The organism is Roseovarius sp. M141 (assembly GCF_024355225.1).
Taxonomy (GTDB): domain Bacteria; phylum Pseudomonadota; class Alphaproteobacteria; order Rhodobacterales; family Rhodobacteraceae; genus Roseovarius.
In genome coordinates this window covers 798,412-819,626 of the sequence record NZ_VCNH01000008.1, presented here as the reverse complement: position 1 = coordinate 819,626, position 21,215 = coordinate 798,412, and the positions used below count along the sequence as shown (strand labels likewise).

Annotated in this window: 15 protein-coding genes, 1 tRNA gene and 2 pseudogenes; 11 read left to right on the top strand and 7 right to left on the bottom strand. The window is 61.7% G+C overall.

Going from position 1 to position 21,215, the window contains the following annotated elements; genetic code table 11:
• Window positions 1-50 precede the first annotated feature (50 nt).
• From FGD77_RS08095 to FGD77_RS08065, 7 genes are all read left to right on the top strand, one after another.
• Window positions 51-836 (top strand): N-formylglutamate amidohydrolase, encoded by a 786-nt coding sequence (locus FGD77_RS08095; protein WP_255008337.1) that lies wholly within the window; start codon window positions 51-53, stop codon window positions 834-836.
• Window positions 829-1,425, top strand: coding sequence for a TRAP transporter small permease subunit (locus FGD77_RS08090; protein WP_255008335.1), 597 nt, complete (start codon window positions 829-831; stop codon window positions 1,423-1,425). Before FGD77_RS08095 ends, FGD77_RS08090 begins: the two co-directional genes overlap by 8 nt.
• On the top strand, window positions 1,425-2,744 hold the full coding sequence (locus tag FGD77_RS08085) for a TRAP transporter large permease subunit (protein ID WP_255008333.1): 1,320 nt from the start codon (window positions 1,425-1,427) through the stop codon (window positions 2,742-2,744). The genes FGD77_RS08090 and FGD77_RS08085 overlap by 1 nt, the downstream gene beginning before the upstream one ends.
• Window positions 2,745-2,804: 60 nt before the next feature.
• Window positions 2,805-3,845 (top strand): TRAP transporter substrate-binding protein, encoded by a 1,041-nt coding sequence (locus FGD77_RS08080; RefSeq protein ID WP_255008330.1) that lies wholly within the window; start codon window positions 2,805-2,807, stop codon window positions 3,843-3,845.
• A gap of 83 nt (window positions 3,846-3,928) precedes the next feature.
• The gene (locus tag FGD77_RS08075; RefSeq protein ID WP_255008328.1) at window positions 3,929-5,299 is read left to right on the top strand and encodes a glutamine synthetase family protein; all 1,371 of its coding nucleotides are present in this window, start codon (window positions 3,929-3,931) and stop codon (window positions 5,297-5,299) included.
• Window positions 5,300-5,400: 101 nt separating this feature from the next.
• Window positions 5,401-6,783, top strand: coding sequence for an aldehyde dehydrogenase family protein (locus FGD77_RS08070; protein WP_255008326.1), 1,383 nt, complete (start codon window positions 5,401-5,403; stop codon window positions 6,781-6,783).
• On the top strand, window positions 6,780-7,925 hold the full coding sequence (locus FGD77_RS08065; protein WP_255008324.1) for an iron-containing alcohol dehydrogenase: 1,146 nt from the start codon (window positions 6,780-6,782) through the stop codon (window positions 7,923-7,925). Before FGD77_RS08070 ends, FGD77_RS08065 begins: the two co-directional genes overlap by 4 nt.
• A gap of 188 nt (window positions 7,926-8,113) precedes the next feature.
• On the opposite strand, the gene gltB is transcribed toward FGD77_RS08065, so the two are convergent.
• The 4 genes from gltB to FGD77_RS08045 form a co-directional block, all read right to left on the bottom strand.
• Window positions 8,114-12,643 carry a glutamate synthase large subunit gene (gene gltB / locus FGD77_RS08060; protein ID WP_255008321.1) on the bottom strand — a complete coding sequence of 1,510 codons (4,530 nt, stop codon included), beginning with the start codon at window positions 12,641-12,643 and terminating at the stop codon, window positions 8,114-8,116.
• Window positions 12,644-12,686: 43 nt separating this feature from the next.
• Window positions 12,687-14,123 (bottom strand): NAD(P)-dependent oxidoreductase, encoded by a 1,437-nt coding sequence (locus FGD77_RS08055; RefSeq protein ID WP_255008319.1) that lies wholly within the window; start codon window positions 14,121-14,123, stop codon window positions 12,687-12,689.
• Window positions 14,124-14,276: 153 nt separating this feature from the next.
• The gene (locus tag FGD77_RS08050) at window positions 14,277-15,080 is read right to left on the bottom strand and encodes an undecaprenyl-diphosphate phosphatase (RefSeq protein ID WP_255008317.1); all 804 of its coding nucleotides are present in this window, start codon (window positions 15,078-15,080) and stop codon (window positions 14,277-14,279) included.
• Window positions 15,081-15,110: 30 nt separating this feature from the next.
• Complete coding sequence (locus FGD77_RS08045; RefSeq protein ID WP_255008315.1) at window positions 15,111-16,094, bottom strand: complex I NDUFA9 subunit family protein; 984 nt, start codon at window positions 16,092-16,094, stop codon at window positions 15,111-15,113.
• 182 nt (window positions 16,095-16,276) lie between these two features.
• Between FGD77_RS08045 and FGD77_RS08040 the strand changes: the two genes are divergently transcribed.
• Window positions 16,277-16,362: transfer RNA gene (locus FGD77_RS08040), tRNA-Leu, on the top strand.
• Between the two features lie 112 nt (window positions 16,363-16,474).
• Here FGD77_RS08040 and FGD77_RS08035 read toward each other — a convergent pair.
• Window positions 16,475-16,837, bottom strand: coding sequence for a hypothetical protein (locus FGD77_RS08035; protein ID WP_255008313.1), 363 nt, complete (start codon window positions 16,835-16,837; stop codon window positions 16,475-16,477).
• A gap of 757 nt (window positions 16,838-17,594) precedes the next feature.
• Here FGD77_RS08035 and FGD77_RS08030 point away from each other — a divergent pair.
• On the top strand, window positions 17,595-17,894 hold the full coding sequence (locus FGD77_RS08030) for a hypothetical protein (RefSeq protein ID WP_255008311.1): 300 nt from the start codon (window positions 17,595-17,597) through the stop codon (window positions 17,892-17,894).
• Here the strand turns inward: FGD77_RS08030 and FGD77_RS08025 are convergent.
• Window positions 17,891-18,637, bottom strand: a pseudogene (locus tag FGD77_RS08025) (IS3 family transposase); the annotation flags it as partial. The gene FGD77_RS08030 and the pseudogene FGD77_RS08025 sit on opposite strands and share 4 nt — an antisense overlap.
• A 371-nt stretch (window positions 18,638-19,008) precedes the next feature.
• Between FGD77_RS08025 and FGD77_RS08020 the strand changes: the two are divergent.
• Complete coding sequence (locus tag FGD77_RS08020) at window positions 19,009-19,275, top strand: hypothetical protein (protein ID WP_255008308.1); 267 nt, start codon at window positions 19,009-19,011, stop codon at window positions 19,273-19,275.
• Between the two features lie 84 nt (window positions 19,276-19,359).
• On the opposite strand, the pseudogene FGD77_RS08015 reads toward FGD77_RS08020, so the two are convergent.
• Window positions 19,360-19,479, bottom strand: a pseudogene (locus FGD77_RS08015) (peptidoglycan-binding domain-containing protein); the annotation flags it as partial.
• A 23-nt stretch (window positions 19,480-19,502) separates the two neighbouring features.
• Between FGD77_RS08015 and FGD77_RS08010 the strand changes: the two are divergent.
• Window positions 19,503-21,200, top strand: coding sequence for a hypothetical protein (locus FGD77_RS08010; RefSeq protein WP_255008305.1), 1,698 nt, complete (start codon window positions 19,503-19,505; stop codon window positions 21,198-21,200).
• Window positions 21,201-21,215 lie beyond the last annotated feature (15 nt).

Genomic DNA, 21,215 nt, shown 5'->3' with positions numbered 1-21,215 from the left:
ACAGAATTTCTGCGGCGTGGAAAGATTTTTCCAAGCAACGAGGGGGCGTCATGTCAGGCGAGCCGCAGGAAAACGCAGTAGTCGAAATTATCGGCGCCGATGCCACCGGCGCGGCGCTGATCCTGTGCGAACATGCCGCGCATGATATTCCCGCGCGCTACGGCGGGCTGGGCTTGACGCCCGAGGCGGCGACGAGCCATGCGGCATGGGATCCCGGCGCGCGCGATCTGGCGCAGTATCTGGCCGGTTACCTCGATGGCACGCTGATTGCCGCCACGGTTTCGCGGCTGGTTTACGACTGCAACCGCCCGCCAGAGGCCGCATCGGCCATGCCGGAAAAATCCGAACTGATCGACGTGCCCGGCAATGCCAACCTGACAGATGCCCAGCGCGCCGAGCGGACCGAAACGGTGTATCGCCCGTTCTGCGCTGCCGTGGCAGGCGCCATCGCCGCGCGGCAGCATCGCTCGCAGCCCACGGCAATCATTACGGTTCACAGCTTTACCCCGGTTTACTATGGCGAAACGCGCGAGACTGAAATCGGCGTGCTGCACGATACCGACACCGCGCTGGCCGATGCCATATTGCACAGCGCGGCAAAGGTGGCGCACCGCACGATTCACCGCAACCAGCCCTATGGTCCCGAGGACGGCGTCACCCATTCGCTGCGAATTCACGGAATGGCGCATGGCCTGGCGAATGTGATGATCGAAGTGCGCAACGATCTGCTGAAAACGCCCGAGGATGTCGCCCGGATGGGCGACGAGCTGTGCGCGATGATCGCCCCCGCGCTGATCCATCTGGGCCTTCAAACGCAAGGAGCCAGACATGCCTAAGGTCATCCGGGGTTTCGTGCGCGGCGTCGATGCGATGAATTATTTCATCGGCCGCATCGCGATGTATCTGATCTTTGCGCTGATCGGCGTGCTGATGTGGTCGTCCGTGTCCAAGACGTTTTTCGAGCCGACGCTGTGGACGCTGGAAATGGCGCAGTTCGTCATGGTCGCCTTTTACGTTCTGGGCGGGCCCTATGCGATTCAGATGGGGTCGAACGTGCGGATGGATCTGTTCTACGGCAACTGGACCGTGCGGCAAAAGGCGTGGATGGACGCCATTACCGTGCTGTTCCTGATGTTCTACCTCGGCGTACTGCTCTACGGCGCCATCGGGTCAACCGCCTATTCGCTGGGGCATTTCACCGGCGAACCGTTCAGCTTTTTCTGGGATCTGTTCAAGACGCTCCTCACCGAAGGCCCGTCAGCGGCCAAGGAGCAGATGGGTTTCATGGAGCGCAGCCCGACCGCGTGGCGGCCCTATATCTGGCCGGTCAAGACCATAATGATCATCGGCGTCACGCTGATGCTGCTGCAAGTCACCGCTGAATTTTTTCGCGATATTGGCCGCATTCGCGGGGAAGAAATCTGATGCCATACGAGATGATTGCGATCCTGATGTTCAGCTCGATGATGCTGATGCTGCTGACGGGTCAGCGGGTGTTCGGCGCCATCGGCTTTGTGGCCGCCGCTGGTGGCATGCTGCTGTGGGGCACGGGCGGGGCGGATATGCCGTTTTCCGCCGCGATGAAGCTGATGAAGTGGTATCCGCTGCTGACGCTGCCGATGTTCATTTTCATGGGCTATGTGCTGAGCGAGAGCCGCATTGCCGATGATCTCTACCGCATGTTCCACGTCTGGATGGGGCCTGTGCGCGGCGGTCTGGCGATTGGCACGATCCTGTTGATGGTGCTGATTTCGGCCATGAACGGCCTGTCGGTCGCCGGCATGGCCATCGGCGCGACCATCGCGCTGCCCGAACTGCTGAAGCGCGGCTATGACAAGATCATGGTGACGGGGGTCATTCAGGCGGGGTCATCCCTGGGCATTCTCGTGCCGCCCTCGGTGGTGCTGGTGCTGTATGCGATGATCGCACGTCAGCCGGTCGGGCAATTGTGGCTGGCGGGGGTCATTCCCGGCCTGATGATGGCGACGATGTTCATCATCTACATCTATGTGCGCTGCCGGATGCAGCCCGATCTGGGCCCGCCCCTGCCGGTCGAGGAACGCAATGTCGGCACCCGCGAAAAGCTGCGCCTGCTATCGGCGGGCATCCTGCCGCTGGTCATCTTTGCGGTGATGATGGTGCCCTTCGTCAAGGGCTGGACCTCGCTGGTGGAAAGCAGTGCGATCGGCGCGATGGCGGCCTTCCTCGCCGCCGTCCTCAAGGGGCGGATGACGCGCGAGGTTTTCGAGAATTCGGTGCGCAACACGCTGGGCATCTCGTGCATGTTCATGTGGATCATCCTCGCCGCACTTGGCTTTGGCGCGATCTTTGACGGGCTGGGCGCGGTCAAGGCGATTTCGGATCTGTTCACCGCGCAATGGGGGCTGGACCCGTGGATCATCCTGATCCTGATGCAGCTCAGCTTTATCGTGATGGGCACGTTTCTGGACGATACGGCCATGCTGGTCATCGTCGCGCCGCTCTACGTTCCGCTCGTGGGCGAGCTGGGGTTTGATCTGATCTGGTACGGCGTGCTCTATACGATCACCTGCCAGATCGCCTATATGACGCCGCCCTTCGGCTATAACCTGTTCCTGATGCGCGCGATGGCGCCGCCCGAAATCTCGATCCGCGATATCTATCGGTCGATCATTCCGTTCGTGGCGGTGATGGTCGTCGCGCTCGCGGCTGTCATGGCCTTCCCGCAGATCGCCCTGTGGCTGCCGAATCTGGTGTATAACTGACAACATAAGAACTCCGCCAAGGAGCATTCGAGCCAACGTGAACCAACAAGGAGAGAAAAGATGACGACACGCAGAAAGTTTCTGGCCTCCGCCGGTATCGGTACGGCGGCCACCGCGCTGGGCGCACCGTCCATCGTTCGTGCGCAAGCGCCGATCAAATGGCGGTTTCAGACCTATGCCGGCGCCGCACTGGGCGAACATGTGACGAAACCCGCCATCGACTACATCAACGCCGCCGCCAATGGCGAGATGGAGATCGAACTGTTCTACGCCGATCAGATCGTGCCCACCGGCGAGATGTTTCAGGCCCTTCAGCGCGGCACCATCGACGGCGTCCATTCGGACGACGATTCGATGGCCTCGCCAACGCCGCTGCAACAGTTCGGCGGATATTTCCCGCTGGCGACCAAGCATATTCTGGACGTGCCCGTCCTGTTCAACCAGTACGGGCTGGCCGATATCTGGACAGCCGAATACGACAAGGTCGGCGTCAAATGGTTGTCGGCCGCGGGTCAGGACCCCTGCAACTTCAACACCACCCGCGAGATCACGTCGCTGGCGGATCTGGACGGTCTCAAGCTGTACACCTTCCCCACCGCCGGGCGGTTCCTGTCGCAGTTCGGCGTCGTACCGGTCAGCATCCCCTACGAGGATGCCGAGGTCGCCGTGCAAACCGGCGAGCTGGACGGCATGGCATGGTCGGGCATCACCGAGGATTACACGGTCGGCTGGGCGAACGTCACCGATTATTTCCTGACCAACAACATCTCGGGCGCGTGGATCGGATCGTTCTTCGTCAATCCCAAACAGTGGGCGGACCTGCCCGAGCATCTGAAGCAGATCGTCATGGCCGGAATCGAGGCCAGCCACACCTACCGCAACCAGTGGTATTGGGGCGGCGAGGCGCGTCTGCGTGCGCAGGGCGACAAGCTGAAGCTGCGCTCGATCCCGCAAAAAGAGTGGAAAACCGTCGAAGACGCTGCCGTCATATTCTGGGACGAGATCGCTCAGGAAGGCGAGGTTCACCAGCAGGTCGTGCAGATCTTCCGCGACTATAACGATGTGATCGGCAAGGCGGGCGTGCCCTACTCCTTCGACTGATCGCTTGTGGCAACTGGTAGCCCCGGCATCCTGCCGGGGCTGGCCCCCCCCTGAATTCACCAACCGCTACTTTGAGGTTCCCCATGTCTGCACAGACCCCCGCCCTGACATTCGACGCGCTGAAAAAACAGGTGAAGGACGGCACCACCGACACCGTACTGGTCTGCTTTGTGGACATGCAGGGGCGCCTGATGGGCAAGCGGTTCCACGCGCAGCATTTCATCAATGGCGCCTACAAGGAAACGCATTGCTGTAATTATCTGCTGGCCACAGATCTGGAAATGTCCACGCCTGACGGCTATGCCAGCACCAGCTGGGAAACGGGCTATGGCGATTACATCATGGCGCCTGATCTGGACACGCTGCGCCCGATGCCGTGGCTGGAGGGCACCGTCATGGTGCTGTGCGACGTGCTGGATCACCGCACCCACGAACCCGTCCCCCATTCGCCGCGTGCGATGCTGAAAAAGCAACTGGCGCGGCTGGAGACGATGGGTTTCACCGCCATGATGGCGACCGAACTGGAGTTTTTCCTGTTCGAGAAAAGCTTTGATGAGATCCGCAAGGGTGGCTACCGCGACCTCGCCCCGATTTCGGGCTTTAACGAGGATTACAACATCTTCCAGACCACCAAGGAAGAACATGTGATGCGCCCCTTGCGCAACCACCTGTGGAACGCCGGGCTGCCCATCGAATGCACCAAGGGCGAGGCCGAGGTGGGCCAAGAAGAGCTGAACATCAAATATGCCGCCGCGCTCGACACGGCAGATTACCACACGATTGCCAAGCACGCGGTGAAAGAGATTGCATGGCAACAGGGCCATGCCGCCTCCTTCCTCCCGAAATGGCACAAGGACCGCGTCGGCAGCTCGTCCCATGTGCATCAATCGCTGTGGAAAGATGGTGAGAACGTGTTCTTTGACAAGAGCGACGATCTGGGCATGTCCGCGCTGATGAAGAACTACATGGCCGGGATGCTGAAATACGCACCCGATTACACCTATTTCCTCGCGCCCTATATCAACAGCTACAAGCGGTTCCAAAAGGGTACGTTCGCGCCCACACGCACGATCTGGTCCGTGGACAACCGCACCGCCGGTTTTCGCCTCTGCGGTGACGGCACCAAGGCGGTGCGCGTGGAATGCCGCGTCGGCGGGTCGGACATCAACCCCTACCTTGCCATGGCCGTGCAACTGGCCGCCGGGATTGCGGGCATCGAGGAGGGGCTGGAACTGGCGCCGCCGTTCAAGGGAGATGCGTATTCCGGCGACGAGGGCATGATACCGACCAACCTGCAAGGCGCCTACGCGTCGCTCAAGGGGTCGGACATGCTGCGTGCTGCGCTGGGCGATGACGTTATCGATCACTACGCCCGCGCCGCCGAGATCGAAATCGAAGATTTCGAGGCCGTCGTCACCGACTACGAAATCGCGCGTGGCTTTGAGCGGTGCTAAGCCGCTGACGTTTGCGCTGGCTGAGATCGCCGGAGCCTCCGGCGGGGATATTTTGGGCAAGAAGAATGACTGGCCCTGCTAAAAACTAGATAGGTTTGCCAATGAGCGAGACACTTACCTGCATTTCACCGATCGACGGATCGGTTTTCGCCACGCGCGCGGCGCTGGATGCCGACGCCGCGCGCGCTGCCGCTGATCGGGCGCGGGCTGCCCAAGTCAACTGGGCCGCGCGCCCACTGGATGACCGTATCCGTTTGGTGATGGCAGGCGTCGCCGCCGTGGGCGCGATGAACGACGAGGTCGTGCCGGAACTGGCCCATATGATGGGACGCCCCGTGCGCTATGGTGGCGAATTCGGCGGCTTTGACGAGCGGGCGTCGCATATGGCGAAGATCGCGGCGGATGCGCTGGCCGATATCGAGGTGGGCGAAGACGCGACCTTCACGCGGTATATCAAGCGCCTGCCGCATGGCGTGGTTCTGGTCGTGGCGCCGTGGAACTATCCTTACATGACGGCAATCAACACGGTCGCGCCGGCGCTGATCGCCGGCAATACCGTGCTGCTCAAGCACGCCACCCAGACGCTGCTGGTGGGCGAGCGGATGGCGCAGGCGTTTCACGGCGCGGGCGTGCCAGAGGATGTGTTTCAGAACGTGTTCCTAGGTCATGACACAACATCACGGCTGATCGCGGATCGCGCGGTGGATTTCGTGAACTTCACCGGCTCGGTCGGTGGCGGGCGCGCGATGGAGCAGGCGGCAGCCGGCACATTCACATCGGTAGCGACCGAACTGGGCGGCAAGGATCCCGGCTATGTCATGGAGGACGCCGATCTGGATGCCGCCGTCGATACGCTGATCGACGGGGCGATGTTCAACTCGGGCCAGTGCTGCTGCGGGATCGAGCGGATCTATGTGCATGAGAGCCTGTATGACGCTTTCGTCGAAAAGGCCGTGAAGATCGTACAGGGCTATACCCTGGGCAATCCGCTGGACCCCGCCACCAGCATCGGCCCGATGGCGCATGTTCGCTTTGCCAAGGAAGTACGCGCCCAGATCGACGAGGCCGTGCAGGCAGGCGCGACGGCGCATATCGCGCCGATGGCGGCAGATGACGGCGGCGCCTACCTGACGCCGCAAATCCTGACCGACGTGACCCATGACATGCGCGTCATGCGCGACGAAAGCTTCGGCCCCGTGGTCGGCATCATGAAGGTGGCGTCGGATGACGAGGCGATCGAGCTGATGAACGACAGCAATTTTGGCCTGACCGCCAGCCTCTGGACCGCCGATCTGGACCGTGCGCAGGCCGTTGGCGACCGGATCGAAACCGGCACCGTTTTCATGAACCGGGCCGATTATCTGGACCCCGGTCTATGCTGGACAGGCTGCAAGGATACAGGTAGCGGCGGCGGACTGTCGGTCATCGGCTATCACAATCTGACGCGCCCCAAATCCTACCATCTCAAGAAGGTGACAAAATGAACCTCATTGGAAACTGGTCCTACCCGACCTCCGTGAAATTCGGCGCTGGCCGCATTGCCGAACTGCCCGCCGCCTGCGCGCAGGCTGGAATGAAACGCCCCCTGCTGGTCACAGACAAGGGGCTGGCCGATCTGCCGATTACCGCGCAGGTGCTGGACATCATGGAAGGCGCAGGGCTGGGGCGGGGCATCTTCTCGGAGGTTGATCCCAACCCGAACGAAAAGAACCTTGATGCTGGCGTCGCCGCCTACAAATCGGGTGGCCATGACGGCGTGATCGCCTTTGGCGGCGGCTCGGGTCTGGATCTGGGCAAGATGGTCGCCTTCATGGTCGACCAGACGCGCCCCGTCTGGGACTATGAGGACGTGGACGACTGGTGGACGCGCGCCGATGCGGACGCCATCGCGCCGATCATCGCGGTGCCGACAACCGCCGGAACAGGCTCGGAAGTGGGGCGCGCCAGCGTCATCACCAATTCCGAAACGCATGTGAAGAAGATCATCTTCCACCCCAAAGTGCTGCCGACGGTCGTGATCTGCGATCCCGAACTGACCGCAGGCATGCCGAAATTCATCACCGCCGGCACCGGCCTCGATGCCTTTGCCCATTGCGTCGAGGCGTTCAGCAGCCCGCATTACCACCCGATGAGCCAGGGCATGGCGCTGGAAGGGATGCGTCTGGTCAAGGATTACCTGCCCCGCGCCTATGCCAATGGCAACGACCTTGAGGCGCGCGCGCACATGATGAGCGCCGCGATGATGGGCGCGACCGCATTCCAGAAGGGCCTTGGCGCGATCCACGCGATGAGCCACCCAGTCGGCGCGGTCTTTGGCACGCATCACGGCACCACCAACGCCGTCTGCATGCCCGCCGTGCTGAAACTGAACGCGCCCCAGATCAAGGACCGCTTTCGCACAGCGGCCGCATACTTGGATATCGAAGGCGGCTTTGACGGCTTTTGCAGCTTCGTTCAGGAATTCAACGACGCGCTCGGCATCCCCCGCAAGCTGAGCGATATGGGCGTGGACGCCGCCCGCATCGACGATCTGGTGAACGAGGCGATCAAGGATCCCAGTTGCGGCGGCAATCCCGTCAAGCTGACCGAGGCAAACCTGCGCGCGCTTTACGAGGCCAGCATCTAAAGCGTTTCGCGAAAAACCTGACTCACAGCTCTTCGCGAAACGCAGCGCAACATGTTGGCGTTGCGCGCGTTTCGCCTCAAGTGAGTGTCTCAAGTTTAAGGCGAAACGCTTTGAGCTTTCAATGTTCTAAAAATACTCAAGATCCCCGGACGCCAAGCACGCGCCCGGGGATTTTTCTATCGCAGCTCTTATTCGGCAGGCACGGCCATCTGCGCGTCGCTCAGCGGATGGGGCAGCTTGTCCAGCATTTCACGCGGGCAAACTTGCAGGAAATGCACTTTTTCGACGTCCCAGTGTCGCAAGATATCCAGCGCCTTGAGGCTGCCCGTCTCATCCGCGTGGCGCTGGATCAGGTCCTGCAACTGCGCCTCCCAATGGGGATGCTGAACGGGGCCGGTGACGATGGTTTCGCGGTTCATCAGGGGGTCGGTCTGCCCTTCGGGGTCATAGAGATACGCCATGCCCCCCGTCATTCCCGCACCGAAATTGGCGCCGATGCGGCCCAGAATAACGGCAGTGCCGCCAGTCATATATTCGCACCCGTTGCTGCCGCAGCCCTCGATCACCACATGCGCGCCCGAATTGCGCACGGCAAACCGCTCGCCCGCGCGCCCGGCGGCAAAGAGGTGGCCAGCGGTCGCACCATACAGCACCGTGTTGCCGATGATCGTGTTCCGACTGGCGTCCAGCGGACTGGACATCGGCGGGCGCACCACGATGATGCCGCCCGACAGGCCCTTGCCGACATAATCGTTCGCATCGCCCGACACTTCCAGCTTCAGTCCCGGCGCGGCAAACGCGCCAAGGCTTTGGCCCGCGCTGCCCGACAGTTTGACCGTCAGGTGATCGGGTTGCAGATTGTTGCGCATCCCGAATTTGCGCACGATATGGCTACTCAGCCGCGTGCCCACCGTGCGATGCGTGTTCTGCACGGCATAGTGCAGCTGCATCTTTTCACCGTCATTCAGGAAGCGGGCGGCGTCGCGCACGATTTCAGCGTCCAGCGTATCGGGCACGGCGTTGCGGTCGCGCGTGCGGTTCAGCGGGGCGCTTTGGCTGGCGACCGTGATCAACATGGGGTTCAGGTCCAGATCGTCCAGATGCGCGCTGCCCCGGCTGACCTGCGTCAACAGATCCGCGCGGCCAATCACCTCATCCAGGCTGCGTGCGCCGATACCGGCCAGCACTTCGCGGACCTCCTGGGCGTAGAAGGTGATGAGGTTCACGACTTTTTCGGCGTTGCCGGTGAACTTGGCGCGCAGCGCATGGTCCTGCGTGCAAACCCCCACGGGACAAGTGTTGGACTGGCACTGACGCACCATGATGCAGCCCATGGCGATCAGGGCGGCTGTGCCGATGCCGTATTCCTCGGCCCCCATCATCGCGGCCATGACGATATCGCGCCCGGTGCGCAGCCCGCCATCGGTGCGCAGCGTCACGCGGTCGCGCAGGTTGTTCATCGACAGCACCTGATGCGCTTCGGTCAGGCCCATTTCCCACGGCAGCCCCGCGTATTTGATCGACGTTGCCGGGCTGGCGCCGGTGCCGCCGTTATGACCCGAAATCAGGATGACGTCGGCCTTGGCCTTGGCCACGCCGGCGGCGATGGTGCCGACGCCCGATTGGGCGACCAGTTTCACCGTGACCTTGGCATGGGGGTTGATCTGCTTGAGGTCATAGATCAGCTGCGCAAGATCCTCGATGCTGTAGATATCGTGATGCGGCGGGGGCGAGATCAGCGTCACGCCCGGCGTCGACAGGCGCAGGCGCGCGATCAGCTCGGTCACCTTCATGCCGGGCAGCTGGCCGCCCTCGCCGGGCTTGGCGCCTTGGGCGACCTTGATCTCCAGCTCTTCGCATTGGTTGAGGTATTCGGCGGTGACACCGAAGCGGCCTGATGCAACCTGCTTGATCTTGGCCGAGGGGTTGTCACCGTTCGGCTCGGGCGTGAAATGCGCCGGATCTTCGCCGCCCTCACCTGAATCGCTGCGCGCGCCGATACGGTTCATCGCCACATTGAGGGTCTTGTGCGCCTCGGGGGACAGCGCGCCCAGTGACATGCCAGGGGTGACGAACCGCTTGCGGATCGCAGTGACGGACTCCACCTCGTCCAGCGAGATCGCCTTGCCCATCGGCTTGATCGCCATCAGATCGCGCAGGTGGATCGGCGGGGCCGATTGCATGGCCGCCGAATAGCGTTTCCACAGATCGAAACTGGCGGTATTGCACGCCGTTTGCAGCATGTGCATGTTCTGGGCGCCCCATGCGTGGGTCTCGCCCGTCTTGCGCGATTTGTAGAACCCGCCGATCGGCAGGACATTGTCGGGCGTGCTGAACGCCCGGGCGTGGACCTCCTCCAGCTTGGTCTGGATGCCGCTGACGCCGATGCCGCTGATGCGGCTGACAAGGCCGGGGAAATATTCGGCGCACATCGCGCGCGACAGCCCGATGGCCTCGAAATTCAGACCGCCGCGATAGGACGAGATGACGGAGATCCCCATCTTGGACATGATCTTCAGCAGGCCCGAATCGATGGCCTTGCGATAGCGCGCGACCACCTCGGTCAGGCTGCCGTCCAGCAGGTTCCGGTCGATCCGGTCGGCCAGTGAATCCTGCGCCAGATAGGCGTTGACGATGGTCGCGCCCGCGCCGATCAGCACGGCGAAATAATGCGGATCAATGCACTCGGCAGAGCGCACGTTGAGCGAACAGAAGGTGCGCAGGCCCTTGCGCGTCAGGTGGCTGTGCACGGCAGAGGTGGCCAGGATCATCGGCATCCCGATACGCCCCTCGCCCACCGCCTGATCGCTCAGCACCAGATGGCCCGCGCCGCTGCGCACCGCATCCTCGGCCTCGGCGCGGATACGCGTCAGGCTATTTTGCAGCGCATTCGGGCCGGGGGTAAAGGTGCAGTCGATATGCCCCACGTCCGAGCTGAACTGCTGCATCAGCACGTCCCACTCGCTATTGCCCACAAACGGGCTGTCCAGCACGATGATCTGGGTCTGCGCGCCGCTCTCGTCCAGCACGTTCTTGAGATTGCCGAAACGTGTCTTCAGGCTCATCACCCGGTATTCGCGCAGGCTGTCGATAGGCGGGTTTGTCACCTGCGAGAAATTCTGCCGGAAAAAATGGCTAAGCGGGCGGTACTGGTTCGACAGCACGGCACTGGGCGTGTCGTCACCCATCGACGCGATGGCCTCTTTGCCGTCCTCGCCCATGGGGGCAAGGATCTGCTCCAGTTCCTCGATCGTGTAGCCTGCCGCGATCTGGCGGCGGCGCAGATCGCCCGCGGTGTACATCGGCGCCTCGCTGACCACGGTCAACGTGTCATCCAGTTCCTTGATCTTGCCGACCCATTCGCCGAACGGGCGCGCGGCGGCCAGACGGTCCTTGATCTCGACGTCGTGGTACAGCTTGCCGTCCTGCATATCGACAGCCAGCATCTGGCCCGGCCCCAGCGCGCCTTTTTCGCGCACGGTCGCCTCGTCGATCGGGACCATTCCGGCCTCGCTTCCGGCGATCACCAGACCGTCGCCGGTCACCACATAGCGCATCGGGCGCAGTCCATTGCGGTCAAGCCCGGCGCAAACCCAGCGGCCATCGGTCATGGCCAGTGCGGCGGGGCCGTCCCACGGCTCCATCACGGAGTTGCAATAGGAATACATATCGCACCACGCCTGCGGCAATTCCTGCGCCTGATTGGACCATGATTCCGGTATCAGCATGGTTTTCGCCATCGGGGCAGAGCGGCCCGCGCGCACCAGCACCTCGAACACCGAATCCAGCGCGGCGCTATCGGACGCCCCGGCCGGCACGATGGGTTTGATATCCTCGGCCAGATCGCCAAAAGCCGAGGAAGCCATGCGAATCTCGTGGCTTTTCATCCAGTTGACGTTGCCCTTGAGCGTGTTGACCTCACCGTTATGGGCCAGCATGCGGAAGGGCTGCGCCAGCCACCATTGCGGGAACGTGTTGGTCGAATAGCGCTGGTGATAGATGGCAAAGGCGGATTTGAACCGCTCGTCCATCAGGTCAGGGTAGAATACCGCGACCTCCTCGGCCAGCATCATGCCCTTGTAGATGATGCTGCGGCACGACAGCGACGCGATGTAGAAATGATTGATTCCGGCGGCGATCACCGCCTTTTCGATGCGACGGCGAATCACGTACAGTTCGCGCTCGAAATCCTCCTCGTCGATGCCTTTGGCGTTCGAGATCAGGATCTGCTCGATCTCGGGGCGGGTCGCGTTCGCCTTTTCCCCCAGGCAGGAGACGTTCACCGGCACATGCCGCCAGCCATAGATCGTGTGGCCCATGCGCAGCACTTCGGTTTCGACAATCGTGCGGCAGGCCTCTTGGGCGCCGAAATCGGTGCGCGGCAGGAACACCTGACCGACCGCGACCAGCTGATCCTGACGCGGCTCGTGGCCGGTGCGGCGGATCTGGTCGTAGATAAAGCTGACCGGGATCTGCACATGGATGCCGGCGCCATCGCCGGTCTTGCCATCGGCATCTACCGCGCCGCGATGCCAGATCGCCTTGAGCGCGTCGATGCCCGCCTGCACCACCCGGCGCGAGCGTTTGCCATTGACCGCGACGACAAGGCCGACCCCGCAGGAGGAATGTTCCTCCGCGTGGGCATACATGCCGTTGTCGGCCATCCAGTCGCGCTTGGCTGCTTCGGCGGCGGCCCATGCATCATCATACTGTGTCATTCGGAAATCCCCTTGGCTTGGCAGCTATGGTGCCGGGCTGTTTTCATTCGGCGGCGACCGGCTGTGCGGCGGTGGTCAGATCATCCAGCAGCGCGGCCGCGCAGTCGCGCCCGTCGCGGATGGCCCAGACCACGAGGCTGGCGCCCCGCACGATATCGCCCACCGCATAAACGCCAGGCAGCGACGTGCGCCCTGTCGTAAATTCGGCCTTGATCGTGCCCCAGCGGGTCACTTCCAGTTCGGGCTGATCCCAGAGTGTCGGCAGCGCCTCGGCCTCGAAGCCCAGCGCCTTGATCACCAGATCGGCGGGCTCATCATGGACGGCGCCGTCGATTTCCTCGGGGGCACGCCGCCCGGTGACGTCGGCCGCACCAAGCCGCATTTGCTGTACCCGCACGGAACTGACCGGATCGCCGCCGAACCCCTTGGGCAGGCTGAGCCAGTCAAAGATCACGCCTTCTTCCTCGGCGTTGGCGACCTCGCGCAGGCTGCCCGGCATGTTGGCGCGGTCGCGGCGATAGAGGCATTTGACCGATGTGGCACCCTGCCGGATGGCGGTACGCACGCAATCCATCGCCGTATCGCCGCCGCCGATCACGACGACCCGCTTGCCGCTGGCATTCAGTTCGCCGCTGTCGAAATCGGGCACGTCATCGCCAAAGGACCGCCGGTTGCTGGCAGTCAGGTAGTCGATGGCGCGCACGATCCCCTTGGCGCCCGACCCCGGCCCGGCCAGATCGCGGGATTTGTAGACGCCGGTGGCGATGATGACAGCGTCATGGTCGCGCCGAAGATCGGCAAAGCTGACGTCCTGCCCGATGGTGCAATTCAGCCGGAAGGTGACGCCGCCCTCCTCCAACTGCTGCATACGGCGCATCACGACGTCCTTTTCCAGCTTGAAACCAGGGATGCCATAGGTCAGCAGCCCGCCACCCCGGTCATATCGGTCATAGACCGTGACCTGAATTCCAGCGCGGCGCAGTACGTCCGCCGCCGCAAGGCCACCCGGCCCGGCGCCGATGATCGCAGCGCTTTGCGCGCGCTCCTGCGTGGGCTTGGCGGGCGTGACCCAGCCTTCTTCCCACGCGGTATCGGTGATGTATTTTTCGACCGCGCCGATGGTGACGGTGCCATGGCCCGCCGTTTCGATCACGCAATTGCCCTCGCACAGGCGGTCCTGGGGGCAGATGCGGCCACAAATTTCCGGGAATGTGTTGGTGGCCTGGCTGAGTTCATAGGCCTCGCGCAGGCGGCCCTCGGCGGTCAGGCGCAGCCAGTCGGGGATGTTATTGTGCAGGGGGCAATGGCTTTGGCAGTAGGGGACGCCGCATTGGCTGCATCTGCTGGATTGCTCGCGGGCCTTATCGCCGGCGTATTCAGCATAGATTTCGCGAAAGTCGCGCCCCCTCAGATCCGGCGCACGCTTTTGCGGCATATCGCGCTGGACGGTTGTGAATTTCAGCATGGGATTGTCAGCCATCGCGCACCTATTCCTAATCAACCAGACATGAATAGACAGACGCGGACTATCTGAAAAGACAGCAACACTGCCCTATATATAGTTATTTTTGCGGTCAGATGAAAAATAGTGGCAGTATCGTATCTCCATTATGACACTACTGCTTACCTTTACTCAAAAACCAGCCAGCAGAAACCCCATGGCGAGCGACCCGACAATGATTCGCCACCACCCGAACAGCGCGTATCCGTTGCGGCTGACAAAGTTCAGCAGCCATTTGACCACGAGCAGACCGCTGACAAAGGCCATGGCAAAGCCCACAGCAATATCGCCCATCGCGCTGAGATCCAGCACGTCGCGATTCTGGTAAAGGTCATAGGCCACCGCCCCCGCCATGGTCGGTATCGACAGAAAGAACGAAAATTCCGCGGCCGCGCGTTTATCCACCCCCATCAGGAGGGCGCCGACAATGGTCGCGCCCGACCGGCTGGTGCCGGGGATCATGGCAAGGCATTGAAACAGGCCAATCCGCAGCGTCACCCAGATCGGCAGATGCGCGGCATCGTGGTAGCGCGGCGTCGGCGCACAGCGATCGACAAAGATCAGCACGCCCCCCCCGAGGATCAGCATCACGGCAATCAACATCGGCGTTTCAAACAACACATGCTTGATAAAGCCATGCGCCAGCACGCCGACCACCAGCGCCGGCAGAAACGCGATAATCACAGATGCCAGAAACCGCCGCGCACCGGGGCTGTGCGGCGCGTCCATCAAAACCTGCGCAAGACGCGTGAAATACACTGACAGGATTGCCAGCACCGCACCCAACTGAATGACCACCTCGAAACTGCGGCCGGCGCTTTGGAAGCCCAGAAAATGGCCAACCAGCAGCAGATGCCCGGTAGAAGATACGGGGATGAATTCAGTCAGGCCCTCAATCAGCCCGAGGGCCGCCGCGACGAGGGTCGTGTCAGACATGGATGGATCCGATTCGATTGGCGCCGGGCATCAGCCTTCGCGCAGGTTGCCTGCTGATTCCTTGATCGCGGCGTACTGCCCCGAACTGCGGAAGCGCCACAAATAGTCCGGCAGCACCGCCGCCATCGAATCCGGCACGATCCCAAGGGCATCAAAGCCCTGCGCACCGTCCTGCACCACATTGTCCGATTTCAGCGACGTCACCTGATCGCGCGTGATCTGCGCCTTGATAAGGCCCAGGGACAGCGTCTGAACCAGCTCCATCCCGGCGCCCATGATGCTGGCGGCAAAGAAGGGTATGTTCACGACAAGACGACGCTTGCGAATGGTGTCGAGCATCAGCTGCATCAACTCGCGGAAGCTATGCACATCCGGCCCGCCCAGTTCGTAAACGCCCGGTGCGGCAGTCCCCAGCGCGCCCATCTCCGCCGCCTGCGCAACGTCATCGGCATAGACCGGCTGAAACAGCGTATCGGCACCGACGACAGGCAGGACCGGGCCAAACCGTGTCATACCGGCAAAGCGATTGAAAAACTGATCCTCGGGGCCGAACACGACGGACGGGCGCAGGATGACGGCAGTCGGGAAATGCTTCAGCACACCGACCTCGCCCCGGCCCTTGCTGCGGGCATAAAGGCTGGCGCCATCCGCATCCGCGCCGATGGCCGAGATATGCACCATGCGCTGCACACCTTCTTCGGCGGCGATGCGGGCGATGCGCGTCGCGCCCTCGTCCTGCACGGCGCCAAAGTTGTTCTTGCCCTTGCGGTCGAACGTGCCGACGCAGTTGATCACCGCATCCGCCCCGCGCGTGACGCTGCGCACGCTGGCATCGTCGCGAATGTTGCACATTACGGGTTCGACCTGACCGACCTCGCCGTAGGGGCGCACGAACCCGGCCTGCTCGGGGCGGCGCACGGCAACGCGCACACGCCATCCGGCCTGCGCCATGCGATCCGCGATATAACGCCCGACAAAGCCCGATCCGCCAAAGATTGTGACCAATTTCGACATGTGGATACCCCCGTCACGCCCGCTTTTACGTATATTGACTTACTCCTACCCCTGCAACACCCCGTCGGCAAGGCGCTATGCCCCAGTATGCCACGATGCCGCGTCAGGTCACCGTCGCCGGTGCCGCAAAAAGCCCGTTGACACGCCCTCTGCCTACGTCTAAACGGCCCCTCACGTGACCTGCCCAGGTGGCGGAATGGTAGACGCGCTAGCTTCAGGTGCTAGTACTGGCAACGGTGTGGAGGTTCGAGTCCTCTCCTGGGCACCAAAATCAACCCCTAAAATCCAAGTATGCTTGATTTTCAGGGGTTTTCGACAGGATCACCTCAAAATCTGCCCCACAATGTGCAACACACGGCGCTGTTTGGCAGCCGGATGGTTCACGTCGTTCGCGCGGCGCGCGAGAGGTCGTAAAGTCTTGCAGCATACCACCGAATGCCGGCGTCGACATACAGGCGCCGTCCGCTATCAACGGGAAGCGGGTGGCAGTCTTCGCCTTGCAGTGAGAGCAGCGTGTCGACGGCTTCTTCGAGCGCCATGGCGAGTTCGGGTGCCGTTTCCGATGGCGCGAAGCAGGCTTCGATGGCCCGGCGGAAGGACGGGCCATGTAGGCCCGGGAAACGCCTGAGCAGGTCGTCGAGACCGCTGGCGTGCCGGTCCAGGAAATCCTGTGTCAGCCTGATCGCGGTGTTTTGCGGAACGCCGGTGGCGGGGTTGATGTTGATTGTCTGTAGTTTACCCATTTGGGTCCTCCTATTGCCGGGGACCGGCGGCATTATGCCGCCTCGGAAAATCCGCCGACCATCGTGTCAAGAACCGCCGCGAAGGAGGTCGCGGCGGCTTGGATCAGGGACGCAGGGACGTCGTCGCCGACCCACTCCGACATGCCCGGATGTTCCGGTCCGTCGATGGCATGCCAAATTCTGGTATCTGCTCTTTATCTCTGCTGCGCTGCTCTCGAGAATGGTCTCGCAAAAAAGGCCATTCGCGACAGTAGCGCAGGTGCAGATCGCGCCGACCTCCTGGTGTGTGATCAAACATGTCGAAACACTGACAGCGCCTCGGCGGTTTCCGAATTCCGCAAGACCACCCCAAGCAATATTTTTTATTTTCAGTACGCCCGCCACTTTCAACGCCGCTCACATAGTAGCGGCGTTGAAAGTGGCGGGCGCTTTTTTGATTGCAGCACTGCCGCTCAAGATACCAAAGCTTTCTTAATTCTAATGGTTCTTAGAACTCAATTCATGATAACGATAGCGATATCAGAAGCTTGGAACCCACGTCAGGTCGTCAGCACGGGATCACGTATTGCGAAATGTGCTAACCTGCTGTCAGGCGTTCAGTGTTCGGGATCCCGCCCCCGGCGTCCCCTGAGTATTTGCCCGGGACAACAAGCGCCTCTGCGCGGGGTGACTTGGCATCAAAACGGATCAATCCGCATTTTGAACGGGGTTCCGTGGGGACCAATTGCTCTGTGCAACAATCAGCACAGGAGCTCACATGCCCATCGATGACACCTATGTAATCCCGGATCACGTCGTCCGGTTTCTCTGCGACGGCCAGCGGAGCTTTCTTGCTCTGCGACTTGTCCATGGCCTTCTTTATGCGCTGGACAACGCTGTCCGAGGCAAGATGGCGCTCGTGCCCGCGCGGTTCCCTGGCGAACATAGTGCTCGAACGAGCGTTTTCGCAGCGGCCGTCGGCCCGGAAAAAGCGAAGGATAACCGCTGGATCCACGAAGCCTGCGCCGAACTGGCTGAGCTACTCCCCATTTGTTGGACAGGATCTGGCGCTTTTTAAGCTCTTCTTTGCTCCTGCTGATCGGGTTGCGTGACTTCGATTTGCCGTGAGTAGACCACTGCCGGTGGTCGGCCGCCAAGTGCTTTGTGCGGGCGGCGGTTATTGTAGAACTCCATCCAGTTGCGGACACCGGCGCGTGCCTGCGACCCGGTCTCCCATGCATGCAGATAGACGCATTCGTATTTCAGGGTGCGCCACAGGCGTTCGATGAAGATATTATCTAAGTAGCGACCCTTGCCGTCCATCGAGATGCGGATGCCGGACCGGCGCAGACGGTCTGTCCAGGCGAAGGATGTGAACTGCGATCCCTGATCACTGTTCATGATGTCGGGCGGACCGAACCGATAGATAGCCTCGTTCAGCGCTTCGACGCAGAAGTCGGCCTCCAGCGTGTTCGAGATGCGCCACGACAGAACCATCCGGGTATGCCAGTCCATGATCGCCACCAGATAGAGGAACCCGCGACGCATCGGTAGATAGGTGATGTCCACGCACCAGACCTGGTTTGGTCTGTCCACACGCAGCCCGCGCAGCAGATAGGGGTAAGTCTTGTGCCCTTTCGTCGGCTTGCTGGTGTTGGGTTTCTGGTAGATCGGCATAAGGCCCATCAGCCGCATGAGCCGACGGATGCGCTTCTCGTTCACGGCATGGCCATCGTTGCGCAGGTGCCACGTCATCTGTCGAACGCCGAAGAACGGCGTGTCGAGGAACTGCACGTCGATCAACCGCATCAGCGCAAGGTTCCCCAAGCAGCCCGCCGTGAGCGCGGTAGGAGAACGTCTGCCCGGTCCGCTCATCATGGAAGCGGCAGCGCCCGATGTAGGCGGCCCGGGCGACGGCCCCCGCGGTCTTGCCGCGCGACAGGGTGGTGACTGAAAAGTGGCATGCAGCATGTCTCATGCTCAGGGAGATCAGGCCCCGGCCAGGATCTCGCTACTGAAAAAGGCCCGCGGCAGGCGCGCTGCAAACGGAGTTTGCGTAATTGCGCCTTCCGAACTCTTGGTTCGTCAGGTTTTGAAACCCAACCGATCGATCCCACTCGCAAAATAAATGGAGCGGCGCGCCACCAAGGGAACGACATCCTTCTCGGAGCCCAGCCAACAGGAGATCGAGGATGTCCCGAACAGAGAAGAAAATTGCCGCGCTGACGAAAGAGATCGAGCAAAAGAACGCCCTGCTCTCGGACCTTGCGCAGAAGGTAAAGGAGGAAAGAAGGCGCGATGACACACGGAAAAAGATCATCTACGGTGCAGCATTCTTGGCATACGCAAACGCGCTGTCACCTGAAAACACAGAGAAGGCCTATGCCGCTGTTCGCAAGCGGATCACCAACAAGAAAGATCGCCAGTTCTTGGGACTTGATTCCGACGAGACACCGTAGAAACCTCGAATACGTCCCCCGATTTTCCTTCGCCACACGTCATGTGCCAAGCATCGGCCGCTGATCACGCAACGCTTCGCGGCATCAAAACTCCAGTCCCATATGCTTCAATGTCGCCCGATCCGGTGCGCCGGTGTCCGGCAATTCTTCCGCGGTCTGATAGCGTCGCATGGCCGCCGCCGAGCCTGCTCCCCACACGCCATCCGGCGTGCCTGCGTCACCCGACGGTGGCGGAGCTGAAGACCTATCTGGTCGAGGAAAAGCTGATCCCCGAGGATCGGATCAAGATTGCCACGGGCGAGCAGCGGGAACTTGACGGCGTGAACCTGCGCGATCCCGCCGAGCAGACCCGCCACGTGATCACCGTAGACGCGCTGAAGGAGGGGTGGGATTGCCCCTCGGCCTATGTTCTCTGCGCCACCCAGCGGCTCCAGAGCCGTGGGGCGGTCGAGCAGCTCCTGGGGCGTGTCCTGCGGATGCCCTATGCTGCCCGCCGCAAGGACGCCGCCCTGAACAGTGCCTATGCCCATGTTTCGGAACCCTCGTTCCGCGAAGCGGCCCAGGCCCTGACCGACAAGCTAATCGACATGGGCTTCACCGATGAGGAAGTCCGTGAATCGCTGAAGCCGCGTGGGGTGGAGCAGAACGACCAGGGAGAGTTATTCGACCCGGATCCTGTCCGGCCGAAGCCGGTTCTCCAAGTTACAGTGCCTGACAGCGAGGATGCCCGTGCGCGTCTGAACAATATGCAGGACGCCGGTGTCGATTACATCCACCGCGACGACGGTACCTTGGTCGTTGGTATGAAGGGCGAAGTGACTGACGAGGTCGCACAAGGCGTCCGCGAAATTACGCGCGAGGAAGACTACGCCCATTTCGATGCTCAGCTCGAAAAACACCGGGCGACGGTAAAGGCCAGCCGCACGTTGGCCCAGAAGGGCCATGCCATCGAGATTCCCCAGCTTCTGGTGGAGATGGAGGGCGAGACCTTTCTCGCTGAGACCGACGCGATCATGGAGCGCGTCGACTGGTCTCTGGATCGCCATTCGGCACGATTGTCCGAGCAAGAGTTGAGCTTCCACCGGTCGCAGGATGTCATTGAGATCGACCTGGAGGGCGAGAAGCTGGTCTACAGCCGGACGACTGAGGATCAGCCGATCCTGTCGGGCCTGCATACTCCATCTGATGCGGACCTTGAGGCATCACTCGTGCAGTGGCTGGAGCGCGAATGCCGGGTTGCGGATATCTCGCAGGCCGAGATGCTGCCATGGATTGCAGCGGTGGTTGCCGATCTGGTCACGAACAGGGAGGTAAACATTCGGACCCTGATCGACTGGCAGCATCAAATCGCGGCCCGCATCCGGTGGAAAATCCAGGCGATCCGCGACGAGGAGAAGACCCGTGCACACCAGATGGCTTTGTTTGACCGTCAGGCAAAGCCGACCTGGTCCGAAAACCGCGTGATCCGGTTCGATGACACAATTTATCAGAATGTGCCGACGCAGGCGACCGGCGCTTTCCGGTTCAACCGGCACCTCCTCGGCGCCGACAGGGCCCCTCTCATCGACGGGGACCTCAACGGCGAGGAATTCCAGTGTGCCTGGAGCCTTGACAGCCTTGAGGAGGTTGAAGTCTGGGTGCGCAATGTGGCTCGCCACCCGGACTCCTTCTCCTTGCCCCGGGTCGGCCGAAGGTTTTTCCCGGACTTCGTCGCGAAGCTTCGTGATGGCCGCATCTTCGTCGTGGAATACAAGGGTGAGCATCTGATCGGCGCACCTGAGGCTCGCGAGAAGGATGCCATCGGCAAGATTTGGGCCCGCACTACGGGGGGCGTGTTCCTCATGGTGAGGAAGGTCGCCCACGGGGTGGAAATGGCCGATCAGATGAGAAATGCAGTGGCCGGCAGTGACAAATCTTTCCACTGAGCAAGCCCGACGCAG

Excerpts from the sequence above, each read along its gene's own strand:
- FGD77_RS08095 (WP_255008337.1), top strand. The coding sequence starts at position 51 with ATGTCAGGCGAGCCGCAGGAAAACGCAGTAGTCGAAATTATCGGCGCC.
- FGD77_RS08090 (WP_255008335.1), top strand. The coding sequence starts at position 829 with ATGCCTAAGGTCATCCGGGGTTTCGTGCGCGGCGTCGATGCGATGAAT.
- FGD77_RS08085 (WP_255008333.1), top strand. The coding sequence starts at position 1,425 with ATGCCATACGAGATGATTGCGATCCTGATGTTCAGCTCGATGATGCTG.
- FGD77_RS08080 (WP_255008330.1), top strand. The coding sequence starts at position 2,805 with ATGACGACACGCAGAAAGTTTCTGGCCTCCGCCGGTATCGGTACGGCG.
- FGD77_RS08075 (WP_255008328.1), top strand. The coding sequence starts at position 3,929 with ATGTCTGCACAGACCCCCGCCCTGACATTCGACGCGCTGAAAAAACAG.
- FGD77_RS08070 (WP_255008326.1), top strand. The coding sequence starts at position 5,401 with ATGAGCGAGACACTTACCTGCATTTCACCGATCGACGGATCGGTTTTC.
- FGD77_RS08065 (WP_255008324.1), top strand. The coding sequence starts at position 6,780 with ATGAACCTCATTGGAAACTGGTCCTACCCGACCTCCGTGAAATTCGGC.
- gltB (WP_255008321.1), bottom strand. The coding sequence starts at position 12,643 with ATGACACAGTATGATGATGCATGGGCCGCCGCCGAAGCAGCCAAGCGC.
- FGD77_RS08055 (WP_255008319.1), bottom strand. The coding sequence starts at position 14,123 with ATGGCTGACAATCCCATGCTGAAATTCACAACCGTCCAGCGCGATATG.
- FGD77_RS08050 (WP_255008317.1), bottom strand. The coding sequence starts at position 15,080 with ATGTCTGACACGACCCTCGTCGCGGCGGCCCTCGGGCTGATTGAGGGC.
- FGD77_RS08045 (WP_255008315.1), bottom strand. The coding sequence starts at position 16,094 with ATGTCGAAATTGGTCACAATCTTTGGCGGATCGGGCTTTGTCGGGCGT.
- FGD77_RS08035 (WP_255008313.1), bottom strand. The coding sequence starts at position 16,837 with ATGGGTAAACTACAGACAATCAACATCAACCCCGCCACCGGCGTTCCG.
- FGD77_RS08030 (WP_255008311.1), top strand. The coding sequence starts at position 17,595 with ATGCCCATCGATGACACCTATGTAATCCCGGATCACGTCGTCCGGTTT.
- FGD77_RS08020 (WP_255008308.1), top strand. The coding sequence starts at position 19,009 with ATGTCCCGAACAGAGAAGAAAATTGCCGCGCTGACGAAAGAGATCGAG.